At 60.0% G+C, this 14,437-nt stretch carries 15 protein-coding genes; 7 read left to right on the forward strand and 8 right to left on the reverse strand.

What is annotated here, in order from left to right; translation table 11 throughout:
- Positions 1-8 precede the first annotated feature (8 nt).
- Both ribD and nrdR read right to left on the reverse strand, forming a co-directional pair.
- Positions 9-1,193, reverse strand: coding sequence for a bifunctional diaminohydroxyphosphoribosylaminopyrimidine deaminase/5-amino-6-(5-phosphoribosylamino)uracil reductase RibD (gene ribD / locus ADS46_RS06765; protein WP_267886944.1), 1,185 nt, complete (start codon positions 1,191-1,193; stop codon positions 9-11).
- Positions 1,190-1,666 (reverse strand): transcriptional regulator NrdR, encoded by a 477-nt coding sequence (nrdR, locus tag ADS46_RS06770; RefSeq protein ID WP_066317975.1) that lies wholly within the window; start codon positions 1,664-1,666, stop codon positions 1,190-1,192. Before nrdR ends, ribD begins: the two co-directional genes overlap by 4 nt.
- 144 nt (positions 1,667-1,810) lie before the next feature.
- Here nrdR and ADS46_RS06775 point away from each other — a divergent pair, with 144 nt between their 5' ends.
- The 5 genes from ADS46_RS06775 (at position 1,811) to htpX (ending at position 7,863) form a co-directional block, all read left to right on the forward strand.
- Positions 1,811-3,574, forward strand: a complete 1,764-nt coding sequence (locus ADS46_RS06775) for a sugar phosphorylase (protein ID WP_066317976.1) — start codon at positions 1,811-1,813, stop codon at positions 3,572-3,574.
- Between the two features lie 96 nt (positions 3,575-3,670).
- Entirely contained in the window at positions 3,671-4,477 is an 807-nt protein-coding gene (gene dsbG / locus ADS46_RS06780; protein WP_420706103.1) for a thiol:disulfide interchange protein DsbG, read from the forward strand.
- Positions 4,478-4,559: 82 nt separating this feature from the next.
- Positions 4,560-5,513: a ribosome biogenesis GTPase YlqF gene (gene ylqF, locus ADS46_RS06785; protein ID WP_066317977.1), complete on the forward strand. Its 954-nt coding sequence runs from the start codon at positions 4,560-4,562 to the stop codon at positions 5,511-5,513.
- 58 nt (positions 5,514-5,571) lie between these two features.
- Entirely contained in the window at positions 5,572-6,819 is a 1,248-nt protein-coding gene (locus ADS46_RS06790; protein ID WP_066317978.1) for a pyridoxal phosphate-dependent aminotransferase, read from the forward strand.
- Positions 6,820-6,957: 138 nt separating this feature from the next.
- Entirely contained in the window at positions 6,958-7,863 is a 906-nt protein-coding gene (htpX, locus tag ADS46_RS06795) for a protease HtpX (protein WP_066317979.1), read from the forward strand.
- Positions 7,864-7,981: 118 nt separating this feature from the next.
- Here the strand turns inward: htpX and ADS46_RS06800 are convergent, their stop codons facing one another.
- The 3 genes from ADS46_RS06800 to pdxB all read right to left on the reverse strand — a co-directional run bounded on the left by ADS46_RS06800 (position 7,982) and on the right by pdxB (position 9,846).
- A complete protein-coding gene (locus ADS46_RS06800; protein WP_066317986.1) occupies positions 7,982-8,428 on the reverse strand; it encodes a DUF2335 domain-containing protein in 447 nt (148 codons plus the stop codon).
- On the reverse strand, positions 8,397-8,594 hold the full coding sequence (locus ADS46_RS18850) for a hypothetical protein (RefSeq protein WP_066317987.1): 198 nt from the start codon (positions 8,592-8,594) through the stop codon (positions 8,397-8,399). The genes ADS46_RS06800 and ADS46_RS18850 overlap by 32 nt, the downstream gene beginning before the upstream one ends.
- Positions 8,595-8,700: 106 nt before the next feature.
- The gene (gene pdxB, locus ADS46_RS06810; RefSeq protein ID WP_066317988.1) at positions 8,701-9,846 is read right to left on the reverse strand and encodes a 4-phosphoerythronate dehydrogenase PdxB; all 1,146 of its coding nucleotides are present in this window, start codon (positions 9,844-9,846) and stop codon (positions 8,701-8,703) included.
- A 95-nt stretch (positions 9,847-9,941) separates the two neighbouring features.
- Between pdxB and ADS46_RS06815 the strand changes: the two genes are divergently transcribed.
- On the forward strand, positions 9,942-10,223 hold the full coding sequence (locus ADS46_RS06815) for a hypothetical protein (protein WP_066317989.1): 282 nt from the start codon (positions 9,942-9,944) through the stop codon (positions 10,221-10,223).
- Positions 10,224-10,244: 21 nt separating this feature from the next.
- Here ADS46_RS06815 and ADS46_RS06820 read toward each other — a convergent pair whose 3' ends face one another.
- Positions 10,245-10,580 (reverse strand): glutaredoxin family protein, encoded by a 336-nt coding sequence (locus tag ADS46_RS06820; RefSeq protein WP_066317990.1) that lies wholly within the window; start codon positions 10,578-10,580, stop codon positions 10,245-10,247.
- A gap of 20 nt (positions 10,581-10,600) precedes the next feature.
- Entirely contained in the window at positions 10,601-12,793 is a 2,193-nt protein-coding gene (gene rlmKL, locus ADS46_RS06825) for a bifunctional 23S rRNA (guanine(2069)-N(7))-methyltransferase RlmK/23S rRNA (guanine(2445)-N(2))-methyltransferase RlmL (protein ID WP_066317991.1), read from the reverse strand.
- Positions 12,794-13,143: 350 nt separating this feature from the next.
- On the opposite strand from rlmKL, the gene rmf reads away from it, so the two are divergent.
- Complete coding sequence (gene rmf / locus ADS46_RS06830; RefSeq protein WP_066317995.1) at positions 13,144-13,353, forward strand: ribosome modulation factor; 210 nt, start codon at positions 13,144-13,146, stop codon at positions 13,351-13,353.
- A 70-nt stretch (positions 13,354-13,423) separates the two neighbouring features.
- Here the strand turns inward: rmf and ADS46_RS06835 are convergent, their stop codons facing one another.
- The gene (locus ADS46_RS06835; RefSeq protein WP_066317997.1) at positions 13,424-14,437 is read right to left on the reverse strand and encodes a quinone-dependent dihydroorotate dehydrogenase; all 1,014 of its coding nucleotides are present in this window, start codon (positions 14,435-14,437) and stop codon (positions 13,424-13,426) included.

The raw sequence follows: 14,437 nt of genomic DNA on the forward strand, positions 1-14,437 counted from the left end.
TTCGCGCGTCAGGGTACCTTGGTATCGTCGCTCGTGCCAGTCACCAACGGCGAAGCGATAATCCGCCAATCCTGTCCAACGGCCCGCATATCGTGAATAGTGAGGCGCTGCTGGTCGGCCATCTGGGTGAGCCCTGACAGGGTAAACAAGGGTCTGGCATCGCCACCCAGCAGCGTCGGCGCAACAAACAGCTGCATTTCATCGATCAATCCCGCGCTGAGCATGGCACCCGCAAGCGTGGCGCCGGTCTCGACCAGCAGTTCATTGACATCTTCATTGGCCGCCAGCCACTCAAGCAGAACAGACAGATCTACCCGGCCCTGGGCATCAGCGGATAACACCTGTACCTCTGCCCCTGCGTCAATCAGTCGCTCGTGCTTTTCAGCCTCCCGGGAAGTGGTAACGACCAGAGTGCGTCCGGGGGCTCGTAAACAGGCGGCTGCCAGCGGCAACCGCAACCGGCTGTCGACAATCACCCGCAGCGGCTGGCGGTTGGCGATATCAGCGGCATTATCCAAGCCGAGCTGTTCGGCACGAACCGTCAGACGCGAATCATCCATGATGACGGACTCCACGCCACTCAGGATCGCACTGGAACGAGCGCGTAACCGCTGGACCTGGGCGCGCGCCTCGGGGCCAGTAATCCATTGGGATTCCCCCGACCCCATGGCGGTGCGACCATCGAGGCTCATCGCCATCTTCATGCGCACAAAAGGACGTTGGGTTGCCATGCGGGCGATAAAGCCAGGATTGAGCGCGCAAGCGTCCGCCTCCAGCAACCCAACTGACACCTCGATCCCCGCTTCTTCCAACAGGCGAATCCCCCGGCCGCTGACCTGCGGATTGGGGTCGACCATGGCGACCACGACTCGCGCCACCTGGGCTTCTTGAAGCGCCAACGCACAAGGCCCGGTGCGCCCCGTATGCGAACACGGCTCCAGCGTGACATAGGCGGTCGCCCCACGGGCGCTGCCGCCCGCGGCAGTCAAGGCGTTGATTTCCGCATGCGCCTCACCCGCATAGCGGTGATAGCCCTCGCCCACCACCTCACCGTCGCGAACCAGCACGCAGCCGACACGAGGGTTGGGGTCGGTGGTATACAGACCGTGCGCGGCCAGCACCAGCGCGCGGGCCATATAACGATGGTCATCGGCACTGAACCGATCATCGACGCTAGACAAGGTGGCACTCACGATGAGGGCCTGCCGTCGGCAGGCTCCTGGGACAGGCGATCAATCTCAGCCCGGAATTCATCCAGATCCTGAAATTTGCGATACACCGAGGCAAAGCGAATGTAAGCCACCTGATCGAGGGTTTTCAACGCCTGCATGACCGCCTCACCAATGTCGCGGGCATCAATTTCCCGGTCTCCCCGTGCGCGTAATGTCTGGCGTATCCGCTCGACGGAGGCTTCAATATCTTCCGCGCTAACCGGCCGCTTTTCGAGTGCCCGGAGCATGCCAGCACGCAGCTTGGTTTCGTTGAAACTTTCGCGTGAACCGTCAGACTTGATTACGCGGGGCATGATCAGCTCGGCGGTTTCGTAGGTGGTAAAACGCTCCTGGCAGCTTGCACACTGACGACGGCGACGCACCTGGTCACCGTCGGCCACCAACCGCGAATCGGTCACGCGAGTATCGTTAGCACCACAAAAAGGGCAATGCATGGCGTTCAACCTGTTGTCGGCCCGTGCAAAGGCGCTGCACGAGAAAGCAAAATACGACCTGTTAATGCGCTATTAACCGATCATTGTAACGTTTTGGCACACAAGCTGCACCGTTTGTGGAAGCCTGTTGACTGGGACACCCTCATGACCACATTCGACGATACCGTTCACGCTTATCTGGAGCACCTTTATGGGCCCCGCGCCGCGGAGGTTCAGCGCCGCCTCAACCAACGCCTGGCGCATTTTAGCGCCACAGCAGGCCCACAGACTTTCACCGAGCAGCAGGGGCAGCCTGCACCATCGTGGAGCGAGAAAGACCAGTGGTTGATCACCTATGGTGACTCTATCGTCGATGACCAGACGCCTCCCCTGGCTGTGCTTGACGACTTTTTGCAGGTGCGTCTCGGTGAACGTATCAGCGGCGTCCACGTACTGCCATTTTTCCCATGGAGCAGCGACGACGGCTTTTCAGTGATCCACTATCGGGAAGTGAACCCCGACCTGGGGGACTGGCAACATATTCAAACCCTTGCCCGCCACTACGACCTGATGGCGGACCTGGTGCTCAACCATGTGTCCCGGGAGTCGCTATGGTTTGTCGATTACCTGAGCGGCAGCCTGCCGGGGCGCGATTATTTTATCGAAGTCGACCCCGACACCGATGTGTCAGCGGTGGTTCGCCCGCGCAGCAGCCCGTTGCTGGTACCAATATCCACCCGCCGGGGGACACGCTATCTGTGGGCGACGTTCTCCGAGGATCAGCTTGACCTCAACTTCGAAAACCCCGATGTGCTGCTGGAATTTGTCGGCATCCTGCTGTTTTACCTCGAGCAGGGCACCCGTATCGTGCGCCTAGATGCCGTTGCCTTTCTGTGGAAACGACTGGGAACCAACTGTATCCACCTGCCGGAAACCCACACCGTGGTTCGGCTGCTGCGTGCCATTGTCGACCACGTTGCCCCCGGCACCCTGCTGATCACCGAAACCAACGTGCCGCACCACGAAAACATCAGCTACTTCGGGCTTGACCGCCTGGCGGAAGGCCCGCCCGACGAAGCCCACATGATCTACCAGTTCACCTTGCCACCGCTGCTGCTGCATACCCTGACACGGGGCGAAACGCATACCCTGCAAGCCTGGCTGGCCAGCCTGCCGCCGCTGCCCGACCAGTGCACCTATCTAAACTTCACCGCCAGTCACGACGGTATCGGCGTACGCCCCCTGGAAGGCCTGCTACCCGATCACGAACGCGATGCGCTGCTCGAACTGATGCACCGATTCGGCGGCTTTGTCAGCATGCGCAGCAACCCCGACGGCAGCGACACGCCCTACGAAATCAACATCACCTGGTTTGAAGCCATGCAAGGCACGCGCAAAGGCCCCGACCCGTGGCAAATTGCGCGTTTCCTGTGCAGCCAGGCGATCATGCTCAGCCTGCAGGGCATTCCGGCCCTGTATATCCATACCCTGACCGGCACCCTCAACGACGTGGAAGGCGTTGAGCGCAGCGGTCGCTTGCGCTCGATCAATCGCCGCCGCTGGCAGCGCCGTGAACTCGATTTACTCCTCGACAGCACTGCCACGCCCACCCACGACGTTTTCAATGCGCTGAGCCGATTGTTGGACTGCCGACGCCAAGAGCCCTGTTTTCACCCCAACGCCGCCCAGCGCGTGCTTGCCTCGGACCCATCGCTGCTGGCCATCGAACGTGGCCCGCTGGCCGACGGTCGCCGCCTGTTGGCGCTTTATAATGTCACCGAGGTGCCACTGTCGTTCGATCAGCTCGGCGATGACGTCCAGCACGCATTATCATCGGTGTCATGGCAGGACCTGAATACCCCATCCTCTGGACTACCCAGCGACCCACTGCCGCCTTACGCCGTGCGCTGGCTGGTGTATAGCCCGTGATAATCCATGCATAGCATGGAATAGCCGGAAAAAGATGCCGATTCGGGCACTGCGCGTTACGCTATCCCCTCGATTCTGCAACGACCGAGGAATATCATGCGCGACAGGCTCTCCCTGCCTCAAACGGCATCACGCCATCTTGCCGGACTGGGCGGCACCATGCTCGGTATGCTCATGATGCCAATCGCCCAGGCCGACTCACTCCCCGCCCCCATCCAGGCCTTGGCGGACCAAGGTTTGCAGATTCACGGCGAATTTGACGCCCCTGGCGGCATGCGCGGTTTTGGTGCCAGCCGTCAGGGCCAGGAAGTGACCATCTACCTGACCCCTGACGGCGAGCACGCCATCACCGGCTCGCTGACCGACCAGGATGGCGACAACCAGCTCGAGGAAGCAGCGCTGGATAAGCATGTGCGGGCACCGCTCGAAGCACAAACCTGGGAGCTCCTCGAAGACAGCTATTGGATTCAGGACGGCCAGCGCGACGCGCCACGGGTGGTGTACACCTTTACCGACCCCAACTGCCCCTACTGCCAGGCTTTTTGGGAGGCCGCACGGCCCTGGGTCGAAGCAGGCGAGGTGCAACTGCGCCATATCGTCGTCGGCATTCTGGCCGCCGACAGCCCCGCCAAAGCGGCCACGCTACTCGCTGCCGACGACCCCGCCGCCGCCCTTGCCCGCCATAAGCAAGGCGACCGCATCAGCGCCAGCGCCCAACCCCGAGAAATTGAAGAACAGGTATACAGCAACAATCAGCTGTTCGACGGTCTGGGCCTCTACGCCACCCCGACCAGCGCCTTCAAGCGCCAGACCGATGACGGCGTCACCCGCCTGGACCGCGTCGAAGGCATGCCGGATGAAGAGCGCCTGGAGGAAATGATGGGCGGCCCGGCGCCGCAATAAGCTTTAAGCAGCTTTTCGGCAACCCCTTTAATCAGCACCTTCTGTTAAGATGCACCGCATTAGCAATTTGCAGGAGAGACCCATGCTCGGCTGGTTCCCCGGACATATGAACAAGGCCCGCCGCCAGATCCAGGAGGCGTTGCCGGAAATCGACGTGGTCATCGAAGTGCTCGATGCGCGGCTACCCTACTCCAGCGCCAACCCTATGCTTGCCGAGCTGACTCGCCACAAGCCGGTGCTCAAGATTCTCTCCCGTGCGGACCTGGCCGACCCGGAACGCACCGCCGAATGGGTCGCATTTTTTGACGCCCAGGACGACACGCGCGCGCTGGCAGTCACCACCACCCATACCCGTGAGCTGAAAAAAATTCCCAAGCTCTGCCACGAACTGGCCGGGGCAGTGCGAGCCGACCGCGATGTCCGCGTCATGGTGATGGGCATTCCCAACGTGGGTAAGTCGACCCTGATCAACGGCCTGGCAAGGCGCAAGATCGCCAAAACCGGCAACGAGCCAGCGGTGACCAAACGCCAGCAGAAGGTACGCATCGACGGCCGCGTGGCGCTCGTCGACACTCCCGGGGTGCTATGGCCCAAGATTGAAGACCAGGCCAGCGCCTATCGACTGGCCGCCAGTGGCGCGATTCGTGATACCGCGATTGAATACACCGACGTGGCGATCATCACCAGCGCGGAACTGGCCAGACGCTACCCGGATGCGCTGACCGCCCGCTACAAGCTCAAGGCGTTACCTCCCTATGCGCCATCCAGCACCCATGAGGTCGACGCTGACGGTCCGCAAAAGCCTGATTTCTTGGCAATCGCAGGCTTCGACGGCCAGGCTATTCTCAAGGAAATAGCGGGCAAGCGCGGCGGGCTACGCCCCGGCGGCGCGGTTGACCTGCACCGGGGCGCTGAAGTCTTGCTGCACGAACTGCGTGACGGCAAGCTGGGAAGGCTGACATTGGAAACCCCCGACGATATTCCACCGCCGCCGGTGCACGAGGACGAAGACAGCACCTCCCATTCCGACGCATAATGACGCATCGACCGGCAATGCCGCGCGGCCACTGGACACTTTTTGGAAATAACGGCTCATGGACACCCCCCAACCTCACGAATCGCCCACGCTTAAAAAATCCCACAAGCTGAGTAACGTCTGCTACGACATTCGCGGCCCGGTGCTCGACCACGCCAAACGCCTGGAAGAAGAAGGCCAGCGAATCCTCAAGCTCAATATCGGCAATCCTGCGCCCTTTGGCTTTGAGGCTCCCGAAGAAATTCTTCAGGACGTGATGCGCAACCTGCCCACCGCCCAGGGTTACTGCGACTCCAAGGGGCTCTACTCGGCGCGCAAGGCGATCATGCAGGAATGCCAACGCAAACAGATTCCCGGCGTCGGCATCGAGGATATCTACATTGGTAATGGCGTTTCCGAGTTGATCGTCATGGCCATGCAGGCACTCCTCAACGACGGCGACGAACTGCTGATCCCCGCCCCTGATTATCCGCTGTGGACCGCCGCGGCGCACCTTTCCGGTGGCCATGGGGTGCATTACATGTGCGACGAACAGGCGGACTGGGCACCGGACATGGCCGATATTCGCGCCAAGATCACCAGCCGCACCCGCGCGATTGTGCTGATCAACCCCAACAACCCCACCGGTGCGGTCTACCCGCCCGCCGTGGTACGCGAGGTACTGGACATCGCCAAACAGCACAACCTGGTGGTGTTCTCCGATGAGATCTACGACAAGATTCTCTACGACGGTGTCGAACACACCGCCACCGGTGCGTTGGCAGATGACGATCAACTTGTCATCACCATGAACGGGCTCTCGAAAAGCTACCGCTGCGCCGGGTTTCGCTCAGGCTGGATGACCATTTCAGGCACCCTGGCCAAGCTCCACGCCCAGGATTTCATTCAGGGACTGACCATGTTGGCCTCGATGCGTCTGTGTGCCAACGTGCCCGCCCAGCACGCCATTCAAACGGCTCTAGGCGGCTACCAGTCGATCAATGACCTCATCCTGCCCGGCGGACGTTTGCTGGCCCAGCGCGATATCACCGTGGAAAAACTCAATGCCATCCCTGGGGTGTCGTGCGTTACGCCCAAAGGCGCGCTGTATGCGTTCCCGCGCCTCGATCCCAAGGTATTCAACATCAAGGACGACCAGCAGATGGTGCTTGATCTGCTGTTACAAGAGAAAATCCTGCTGGTTCAGGGCACAGCGTTCAACTGGCCAGAGCCTGATCACGTCCGCATTGTCACGCTGCCATGGGCTGACCAACTGGGCGATGCGCTGGACCGCTTTGCAAACTTTCTCGCCCGCTATCGGCAGTAAAAGACACGATATTTGGGGCGAGCACTTGAAACCCGGTCACACTGAACGTATCTAATCAAATCAGCACGGCTCGTCGGCAATCGCTCTGCTCAACGCCGCCACACTCAAGACGGTTATATCCTAAGGAGAATCCGCCACATGATGCGCATTTTGCTGTTTTTAGGCACCAATATAGCGGTGTTGTTGGTCGCCAGCCTGACATTAAGACTGCTTGGGGTGGAAAGCTACCTCAATGCCCAAGGCATCAACTTCACTGGCTTGCTGATTTTCTGCTTTATCTTCGGCATGGCGGGGTCAATGATCTCGCTGTTCATCTCAAAGTGGATGGCCAAACGCAGTACCGGCACGGTGATCATTGAAAACCCGTCGAATGACACCGAGAGGTGGCTGGTCGACACCGTCGCCGAACTGGCCCGCGAGGCCGGCATCAAGACGCCCGAAGTGGGTATCTTCCCGGCACAACAATCCAATGCCTTTGCGACGGGCTGGAACAAAGACGATGCCCTGGTGGCGGTTTCCGCAGGACTTTTAAACCGCATGCGACCGGATGAAGTCCGTGCCGTGCTGGCCCACGAGATCGGTCACGTGGCCAACGGCGACATGGTCACCCTGGCCCTGATTCAGGGGGTCGTGAACACCTTTGTGATGTTCTTTGCTCGTGTCGTGGCCCACCTGATCGACGGCTTCCTGAAAAGCCGCAGCGATGGTGAGGGCGGCCTGGGCTTCATGGGCTATTTCGCTGTCGTGATGGTCGCTGAAATCGTCTTCGGTATCGCGGCCTCGGCCATCGTGGCGTGGTTCTCCCGCTTTCGCGAATACCGCGCCGACGAAGCAGGCGCACGCCTCGCGGGGACCAGCGCCATGGTCAATGCCCTAGCCCGCCTGAAAGGCGAAACCGAAATGCCCGACCAGATGCCCGATACCCTGCGCGCCATGGCCATTACCAAAGGCCAGACGCGTTCGCTGGTCGAGAAGCTGTTTGCCAGCCACCCGCCGCTGGATGACCGTATTCGCGCGCTGAAAGAAGCCGCTTATCGCCAGTAAATCTCGACTTCAGGGTGCTGTACGGCCAGTATAGAAAAGCATATTAAACCAAAAACCCCAACGTCACGGTGCGCTGGGGTTTTTGTTATTTCGGTATAAGTTAAAGGCAGAGGGCCTGCTATTGTTTTTTTCGCACCTTTATAAAAACAGTCGCCAGGGCGACGATCCCGCCAAGGCCCAACGTAGAGGCTGTTACTTCTTGCCCATTAAGCCCAAGCACTAGCGTGGTGACGATAAATCCTGCGCACAAGCTGTAAGCCATCCATTGGCCACGCTTGATCTCGCTTATGTTGGCATCTTGGGCGCGTATGTTTGACTCAGCAATGCGCCAATTGGCGTCATTCTCTTTGCTTTCTTGTTCGTGACGATGGCGCTGCTGTTGCTCAGCCATGACGAGAATTCGATCAGCTGCACCCGGCGTGATCGCCTCGTACCGCTGCATTTCGGAAGACGGCGGCAACGGACCAGAGTATGTGAGGCTTTGTGCCTCTAGTGCATGAATCCCCTGCTCTGATTTCAAGCTTTGATTGGGTTCATTGCCGGTAGGGCTGGGGGTTTCGTCCATATTGCTCAATTGCCTTTTGCATATCCTTTCCGACCTGGATAAAGTCGCCGCGCATGGCAGCTTCATCGCTTTCATGTGACACAAAGCCGACTGGCTTTATCTCTCTGCGCTTCTGCGGAAAGATGCTGGTGACACTAGCAATACGGGAGGAGGTTATGTATTTCATTGCGACTCCCCTTGATTGAGTTCTTTTAACATAGCAAATATCGCCATCATTTAGATAGGGAATAGCGAGAAAGGTTTAGGACCTCTCTATCAAACACTGCTTTTGACTACGCAACACTTACCTGAAACCCCGCCGCGCTGAGTGGCTCAATCAGCACGCTGGCAGCGTCCTTCAACTGCACTTCGAGCGTGGCAAACTCGCGGCGCAGCGGGTAGTGGGCGCGGCAATGGTCAAAGCCTTTTGCCATCCCCGACTGGCGCACCTGGCGATGTAGGGTGTCGTGGTCACGGCGCACGTCATACACTGCCCGGGCGCAGAGTCTGAGCGCATCCTCCACCGGCAGCGCCTGCTCAAGCGTCAGGCGCTTAAGCGCAGGCGGCGGACAGAGTTCGTCAAACCCCAACGAGCTCGCCTGGCCCAGATGATCCGCCAATGCCTGGTGGATCATCCAGCTGCCGCGCAGCTTGCCGTCCAGGCTGTGGCCCGCGATGTGAGGCGTTGCCAGGGTCGCCAGATCGTGCAGATTAGCGTCGATGGCAGGTTCCTGTTCCCATACATCAAGCACGGCAGTGATATCGCCCTGGCCCGCCAGCCGACTGCGCAGTGCCAGGCCGTCCACGCAGTCACCCCGCCCGGCGTTCAGCAGCACGCTGCCCGGCGTAAGCTCGTTGATTCGCTGTGCGTTGAGCAGATGCTGTGTGGCATGAGCACCGGACGCCACCAGCGGCGTATGCAGACACAGCACATCGCAACGGGCGATGAGTTCATCGAGGTCAGTAAAGCCATGAGTGCCTTCCTGCTCGGCCCTGGGTGGATCGCAGGCCAGCACCGATATTCCCAATGCCTTCAACCGTGAAAGCAGTCGACTGCCCACATTGCCCACCCCCACCACGCCAACGCTGCGCTCACTCAGTGCCCACCCCTCGCGCTCGGCGAGCGTCAGCAAGCTGCTGAGCACGTAATCGACAACCGCCTCGGCGTTGCAGCCCGGGGCGCTGGCAAAGCCGATACCCTGCTCCTCAAGAAAGGTCTGGTCGACGTGGTCGGTGCCAATGGTACAGGTACCGACAAAGCCCACGCGGCTATTGGCAAGTAACGCCTGATTCACCTGGGTCACCGAGCGGACAATCAGCGCATCGGCATCGGCCACCTCAGCGGTGCCAATCTCGCGACCGGGCACGCGCTCAAGCGTGCCGAAGGCGCCAAAGCAGGCGTCGGCGGCTGGAATATGGGCGTCGATAACAACTTTCATAGGCGTTTGCTTATCCGGGCTTTACAATACGCCCGCAACGCTTTTGCTGCAGGCAGGTTTAAGGAGGCGTTACAGAGAATGCCAAGGAGACTGTTTTGATCGTACGCTGGGAAACCGACCATGACTACGTGCTGGTGCATATTCACCAGGACATGCTGGGTGACTGGATCTTCAGCCGCGCCTGGGGACAGATCGGCACTCAGTTTGGCGGCCTGAAACACCAACTGGCCGACACCCTGGCCCAGGCCCATATGTGGCTGGAAGATGAAACCACCATTCAGGCCTCACGCGGCTTTCGCAAGGTGCTCGAAGTGGCTGACAACACGCCCGAAGGCCAGGAAGCCATGCGCCAGCTTTCGCTGCTGGATACGGTCTAAAACCGATCAACTTGACGCCTCCTACCCCAGAAAACGCCGCCCGTTGCGCTGATACCCCCCTTTCGGCGCAGTGACCTCGGCGGGTGACATTAAATCACTGAGAGCCGCTTCATCCAGCCAGCCCCGCGCTCGCAGCCAGTCGCACAGGCACTCGAGCGCGTATCCACCTTCCAGTTCGCTTCCTGCGTCGTCCGCCAACACGGGAATGCGCTCGCCATAGCGTGCCAGCAGCGTTTCATCGTCGGCCACCTCAATCCGTTGCCACGCAATGGGCTGCCGGGTTAACGCCGCCACCCGCGCCTCCAGTTCAGCGCAAAGATGGCAGCCTTGGGTGGTGTAGAGCGTTAGCCGAATCATGTTGCATGACCTAAATAATATTACCCGCGGTGGCGTAACAGAAACACCTGGTGTGCATTGCTGCGCCGCTGAAAATCCGGGTCAAAGCTGCGCGCGGTCATATCCTCGACCACGAAGCGCTCGCCAAGCGACTCATCCAGCTTGAAGCGCCGCTGGTTATTGGAAAATACCAGAGTGCCGCCTGGCGCCAGCCGCGCCATGGCCAATTCCACCAAGCGCGGATGATCGCGCTGAACATCCAGCGTATCGCGCATCTTCTTGGAATTGGAGAACGTCGGCGGGTCCATGAAAATCAGATCGAACTCGGCGTTGGCGGTTTCCAGCCAGCGGAAGCAGTCGTCGCGCACCACCCGATGCAGCCTGGGGTCGAGCTTGTTGAGCGTGAAGTTATCCCGCGCCCACTCAAGATAGGTATTGGACATATCCACGCTCACGCTGTCGCTGGCACCGCCCAGGGCGGCCTGTACCGTGGCAGTGGCGGTATAGCAGAACAGGTTCAGGAAGCGCTTGCCGCTGGCCATCTCAAACAGCATGCGCCGCACGGGCCGGTGGTCAAGAAACAGCCCCGTGTCCAGATAATCACGCAGGTTGACCCATAGTCGGGCATCGCCCTCGCGGACCTCGAAGCGTTCGCCGCTGGCATCGCGTTTTTGGTACTGGGCGTTGCCGGTTTGCCGCTCACGGCGTTTAACATGGATCCTACTGGGGTCGACACCCAGTGCGTCGGGCATGACCTCCAGCGCATCGAACAGGCGCTTTTGTGCCTGGGAGGGGTCCACCGAACGCGGTGCGGCATACTCCTGGACGTGCACATGGTCGCCGTAGCGATCGACCGCCAGGGCGTACTCGGGCATGTCCGCATCGTATAGCCGGTAGCAGCTTTCGCCGCTTTGCTTGAGCCACTTTTTCAGGCGCTTCTGGTTCTTTGCCAGCCGGTTGGCAAACATCTGCGCGTTCTCGGACCCTTTGGGTGCGGCCTGCACGGTCGTCGAGGGTTCGCTGTCGTCCTCTTCCCCCCGACTGACCCGGTGCTCAATGGTCATCAATAACAGCTTGGCGTCCAGGGCGCCGTTTTTCAGCGCGTACTGCTTGTGGGCGCGCAACCCAAGCCGATGCCCCAGGTCCGGATTGCCGGTAAATACAGCAAGGGTCCAGCCCGGAAACAGCGCCTTGGCTTTTTCACCCAATTGAGCATACAGCTGAACCAGCTCGGGCAGCTCGCCCAAACGTTCGCCGTAGGGAGGGTTGGTAATCATTAGCCCCTGCTCGGCGGTCAGCTCGGCAGGCCGCGTCAGTTGTGAAAGACGTTGGCCGTGCAGATGAATCAGCGCCGGAATGCCCGCGCGCATGGCGTTGGCCTTGGCGGCCGACAGCGCTGCCGGGCTTTCATCAAAGCCGGTCAGTGACGTTTTACAACGCTTGCGACCAATCGACGCCCGTGCGTCCGCTTCTCGCTTGAGCTCTCGCCACTCGGCCTCATCATGACCCGCCCAGCCGTGAAAGCCGAAACGTTCGCGGTGCAGGTTGGGCGCCTGGTCGGCCGCCATCAGGCCAGCCTCAATCAACAGCGTCCCCGCGCCGCACAGGGGGTCAATCAGCGGCTCGCCCGCTTTAGCGCGCTCAGGCCAGCCCGCGCGCACCAGCAGGGCGGCGGCCAGGTTTTCTTTCAACGGCGCGTGGCCCACATCGCGGCGATAGCCACGCCGGTGCAGGCTTTCCCCGGACAGGTCGATACCCAGGGTCGCATTGGCCCGGTGCAGGTGGGCGTATAGGCGCAGGTGCGGCGTCTTGGTATCCACGGTGGGGCGCGCCTGCCCTGCCAACTGCAAGGCGTCAACGACCCCATCCTTGACCGTCTGCGCGCCAAAGCGGGTGTGGCGAATGTGGTCGCTGCGGCCGTGGAAATCCACTGCCATCGTCCGCCCCGGGGCCAAGTGCCGCGTCCAGTCGATGCCCGCCACCACAGTGCGTAACTGGTCGGCGGTTTCGATCATCGGCTCGCGGGCCAGGATCAGGATGATACGGTTGGCAAGCCGCGACCACAGGCAAACCCGATAGGCCGTGGCCTGATCAGCAGCGAAGTACACGCCTGCCACGGTGGTTTTACCTGGGGAAGCGCCCAAGGCGGTCAGTTCGTCGGCAAGCAGGCTTTCGATACCCTTGGGGCACGTTGCCAGCAGCTCTAGGGGGGCAATTTGGCTCGACTCGGTCATGGTAATGGCTGCGCGTAACCGCGCGATATTCCTATATATTGCAAATGAGTTTACGTCTTATGACAATTTGATGGTCGACAAGTGACCCCATCATGGTCTAACAATAAGAGAGTAGCTACTGAAAACGCATGCGTTGCCTGCCAGGGTCTTGAAGAACGTCTCAACGACCCGTGGCGTCTACGAGCGAGCCGCCCGGTGGGTTCAGCACGTGAGTGCTAGACCACGGTGCCGGAATGGCAGTTCACTCTTGAAGTTAGCTCTCGGAATGACGGAGCGAGTCATAGAGCGATGTTGACTATCTCGCAACCCGTCATTTCATCTCAAAGGCTTTCATAAAAAGAGGTTAGCCAATGAAACGACAAAAACGTGATCGCTTCCAGCGGGCTTATGTACATGGCTACAAAGCGGGCGTTACGGGTCGCTCCCGTGATGATTGCCCCAGTCAAGAGGTTAATTTACGCGAATACTGGATGAGCGGTTGGCGTGAAGGTCGCGGCGACCAGTGGGATGGCATGACCGGTGTCTCCGGCATCCATAAAAACCCCACGGTAATGACCTAACCTTTTCGATCCTAATCACCAAACATCGTTTTACTGAACATCCCATAAGCCCGCTCACCAAGCGGGCTTTTTAGCGCTTCTTTAACGCCTCGGCACACTCGCTGACAAGCGTTGGCCCACGATAAATCAGTCCGGAATACAGTTGCACCAGATCCGCGCCAGCATCGCACTTAGCCCTGGCGGCGTCGCCGCTGTCGATACCGCCCACGCCGATAATCGGCAAATCCGGCAAGCGAGCCCGCAGCAGACGAATGATACGGTTCGACGCTTCAAACACCGGCTTGCCCGAGAGCCCCCCCGCTTCGTCAGCCTGAGGGTCACCCGCCACCGCTTCCCGTGAGATGGTGGTATTGGTGGCGATCACCCCGTCAAGGGCGTTGCGCTCGATGCTGCTCGCCACCAACGCCACTTCTTCGTCGTTCATATCCGGAGCGATTTTCACCAGCAAGGGGACACGGCGGCCGGTTTGCTCATCCAGTGCCAGGCTGCGAGACCGGATGGGACCCAGGAGGTCATCCAACTGAGCGCCGAACTGCAGCGTGCGCAGTCCAGGGGTATTGGGTGACGAAATATTCACGGTCACATAATCGGCGACCCCATGAACCGCTTCCAGGCAGGCCAGGTAATCGCCCAACGCATCGTCAACCGACGTGGTCAGGTTTTTGCCGATATTAATGCCCACGACACCGCTATAGTGACGCCGCTTTACCTGCGCGACCAGATGTGCCACACCTTGGTTATTAAACCCGAAACGGTTAATGATGGCCTCGTGTCCGGCAAGACGAAACAGGCGTGGCTTCGGATTACCCGGCTGGGCCACTGGCGTGACGGTGCCCACCTCAATAAACCCGAAGCCAAGCTCACCCAGAGCGTCGAGATGATCGGCATCCTTGTCCAAGCCTGCCGCCAGCCCCACCCGGTTGGGAAAGCGCAGCCCCATGAGCTGGACCGGGTCATCAACGGGGTTGCCCACCATGCGCTTAACACCGCCAACCCGATGCAACGCGTCCAGAGCCCGAAGCGCCATGCCGTGGGAAGCTTCAGGGTCGATACGGAATAATAGCGAGCGGGCAAGGGTGTACAT

The sequence above is a fragment of the Halomonas sp. G11 genome (genome assembly GCF_001663515.1).
Classification (GTDB): domain Bacteria; phylum Pseudomonadota; class Gammaproteobacteria; order Pseudomonadales; family Halomonadaceae; genus Vreelandella.

What these genes read in the sequence shown, in the direction of transcription:
- nrdR (WP_066317975.1), bottom strand. Translation starts at nt 1,666, where the DNA reads ATGCATTGCCCTTTTTGTGGTGCTAACGATACTCGCGTGACCGATTCG.
- ADS46_RS06775 (WP_066317976.1), top strand. Translation starts at nt 1,811, where the DNA reads ATGACCACATTCGACGATACCGTTCACGCTTATCTGGAGCACCTTTAT.
- dsbG (WP_420706103.1), top strand. Translation starts at nt 3,671, where the DNA reads ATGCGCGACAGGCTCTCCCTGCCTCAAACGGCATCACGCCATCTTGCC.
- ylqF (WP_066317977.1), top strand. Translation starts at nt 4,560, where the DNA reads ATGCTCGGCTGGTTCCCCGGACATATGAACAAGGCCCGCCGCCAGATC.
- ADS46_RS06790 (WP_066317978.1), top strand. Translation starts at nt 5,572, where the DNA reads ATGGACACCCCCCAACCTCACGAATCGCCCACGCTTAAAAAATCCCAC.
- htpX (WP_066317979.1), top strand. Translation starts at nt 6,958, where the DNA reads ATGATGCGCATTTTGCTGTTTTTAGGCACCAATATAGCGGTGTTGTTG.
- ADS46_RS06800 (WP_066317986.1), bottom strand. Translation starts at nt 8,428, where the DNA reads ATGGACGAAACCCCCAGCCCTACCGGCAATGAACCCAATCAAAGCTTG.
- ADS46_RS18850 (WP_066317987.1), bottom strand. Translation starts at nt 8,594, where the DNA reads ATGAAATACATAACCTCCTCCCGTATTGCTAGTGTCACCAGCATCTTT.
- pdxB (WP_066317988.1), bottom strand. Translation starts at nt 9,846, where the DNA reads ATGAAAGTTGTTATCGACGCCCATATTCCAGCCGCCGACGCCTGCTTT.
- ADS46_RS06820 (WP_066317990.1), bottom strand. Translation starts at nt 10,580, where the DNA reads ATGATTCGGCTAACGCTCTACACCACCCAAGGCTGCCATCTTTGCGCT.
- rlmKL (WP_066317991.1), bottom strand. Translation starts at nt 12,793, where the DNA reads ATGACCGAGTCGAGCCAAATTGCCCCCCTAGAGCTGCTGGCAACGTGC.
- rmf (WP_066317995.1), top strand. Translation starts at nt 13,144, where the DNA reads ATGAAACGACAAAAACGTGATCGCTTCCAGCGGGCTTATGTACATGGC.
- ADS46_RS06835 (WP_066317997.1), bottom strand. Translation starts at nt 14,437, where the DNA reads ATGTACACCCTTGCCCGCTCGCTATTATTCCGTATCGACCCTGAAGCT.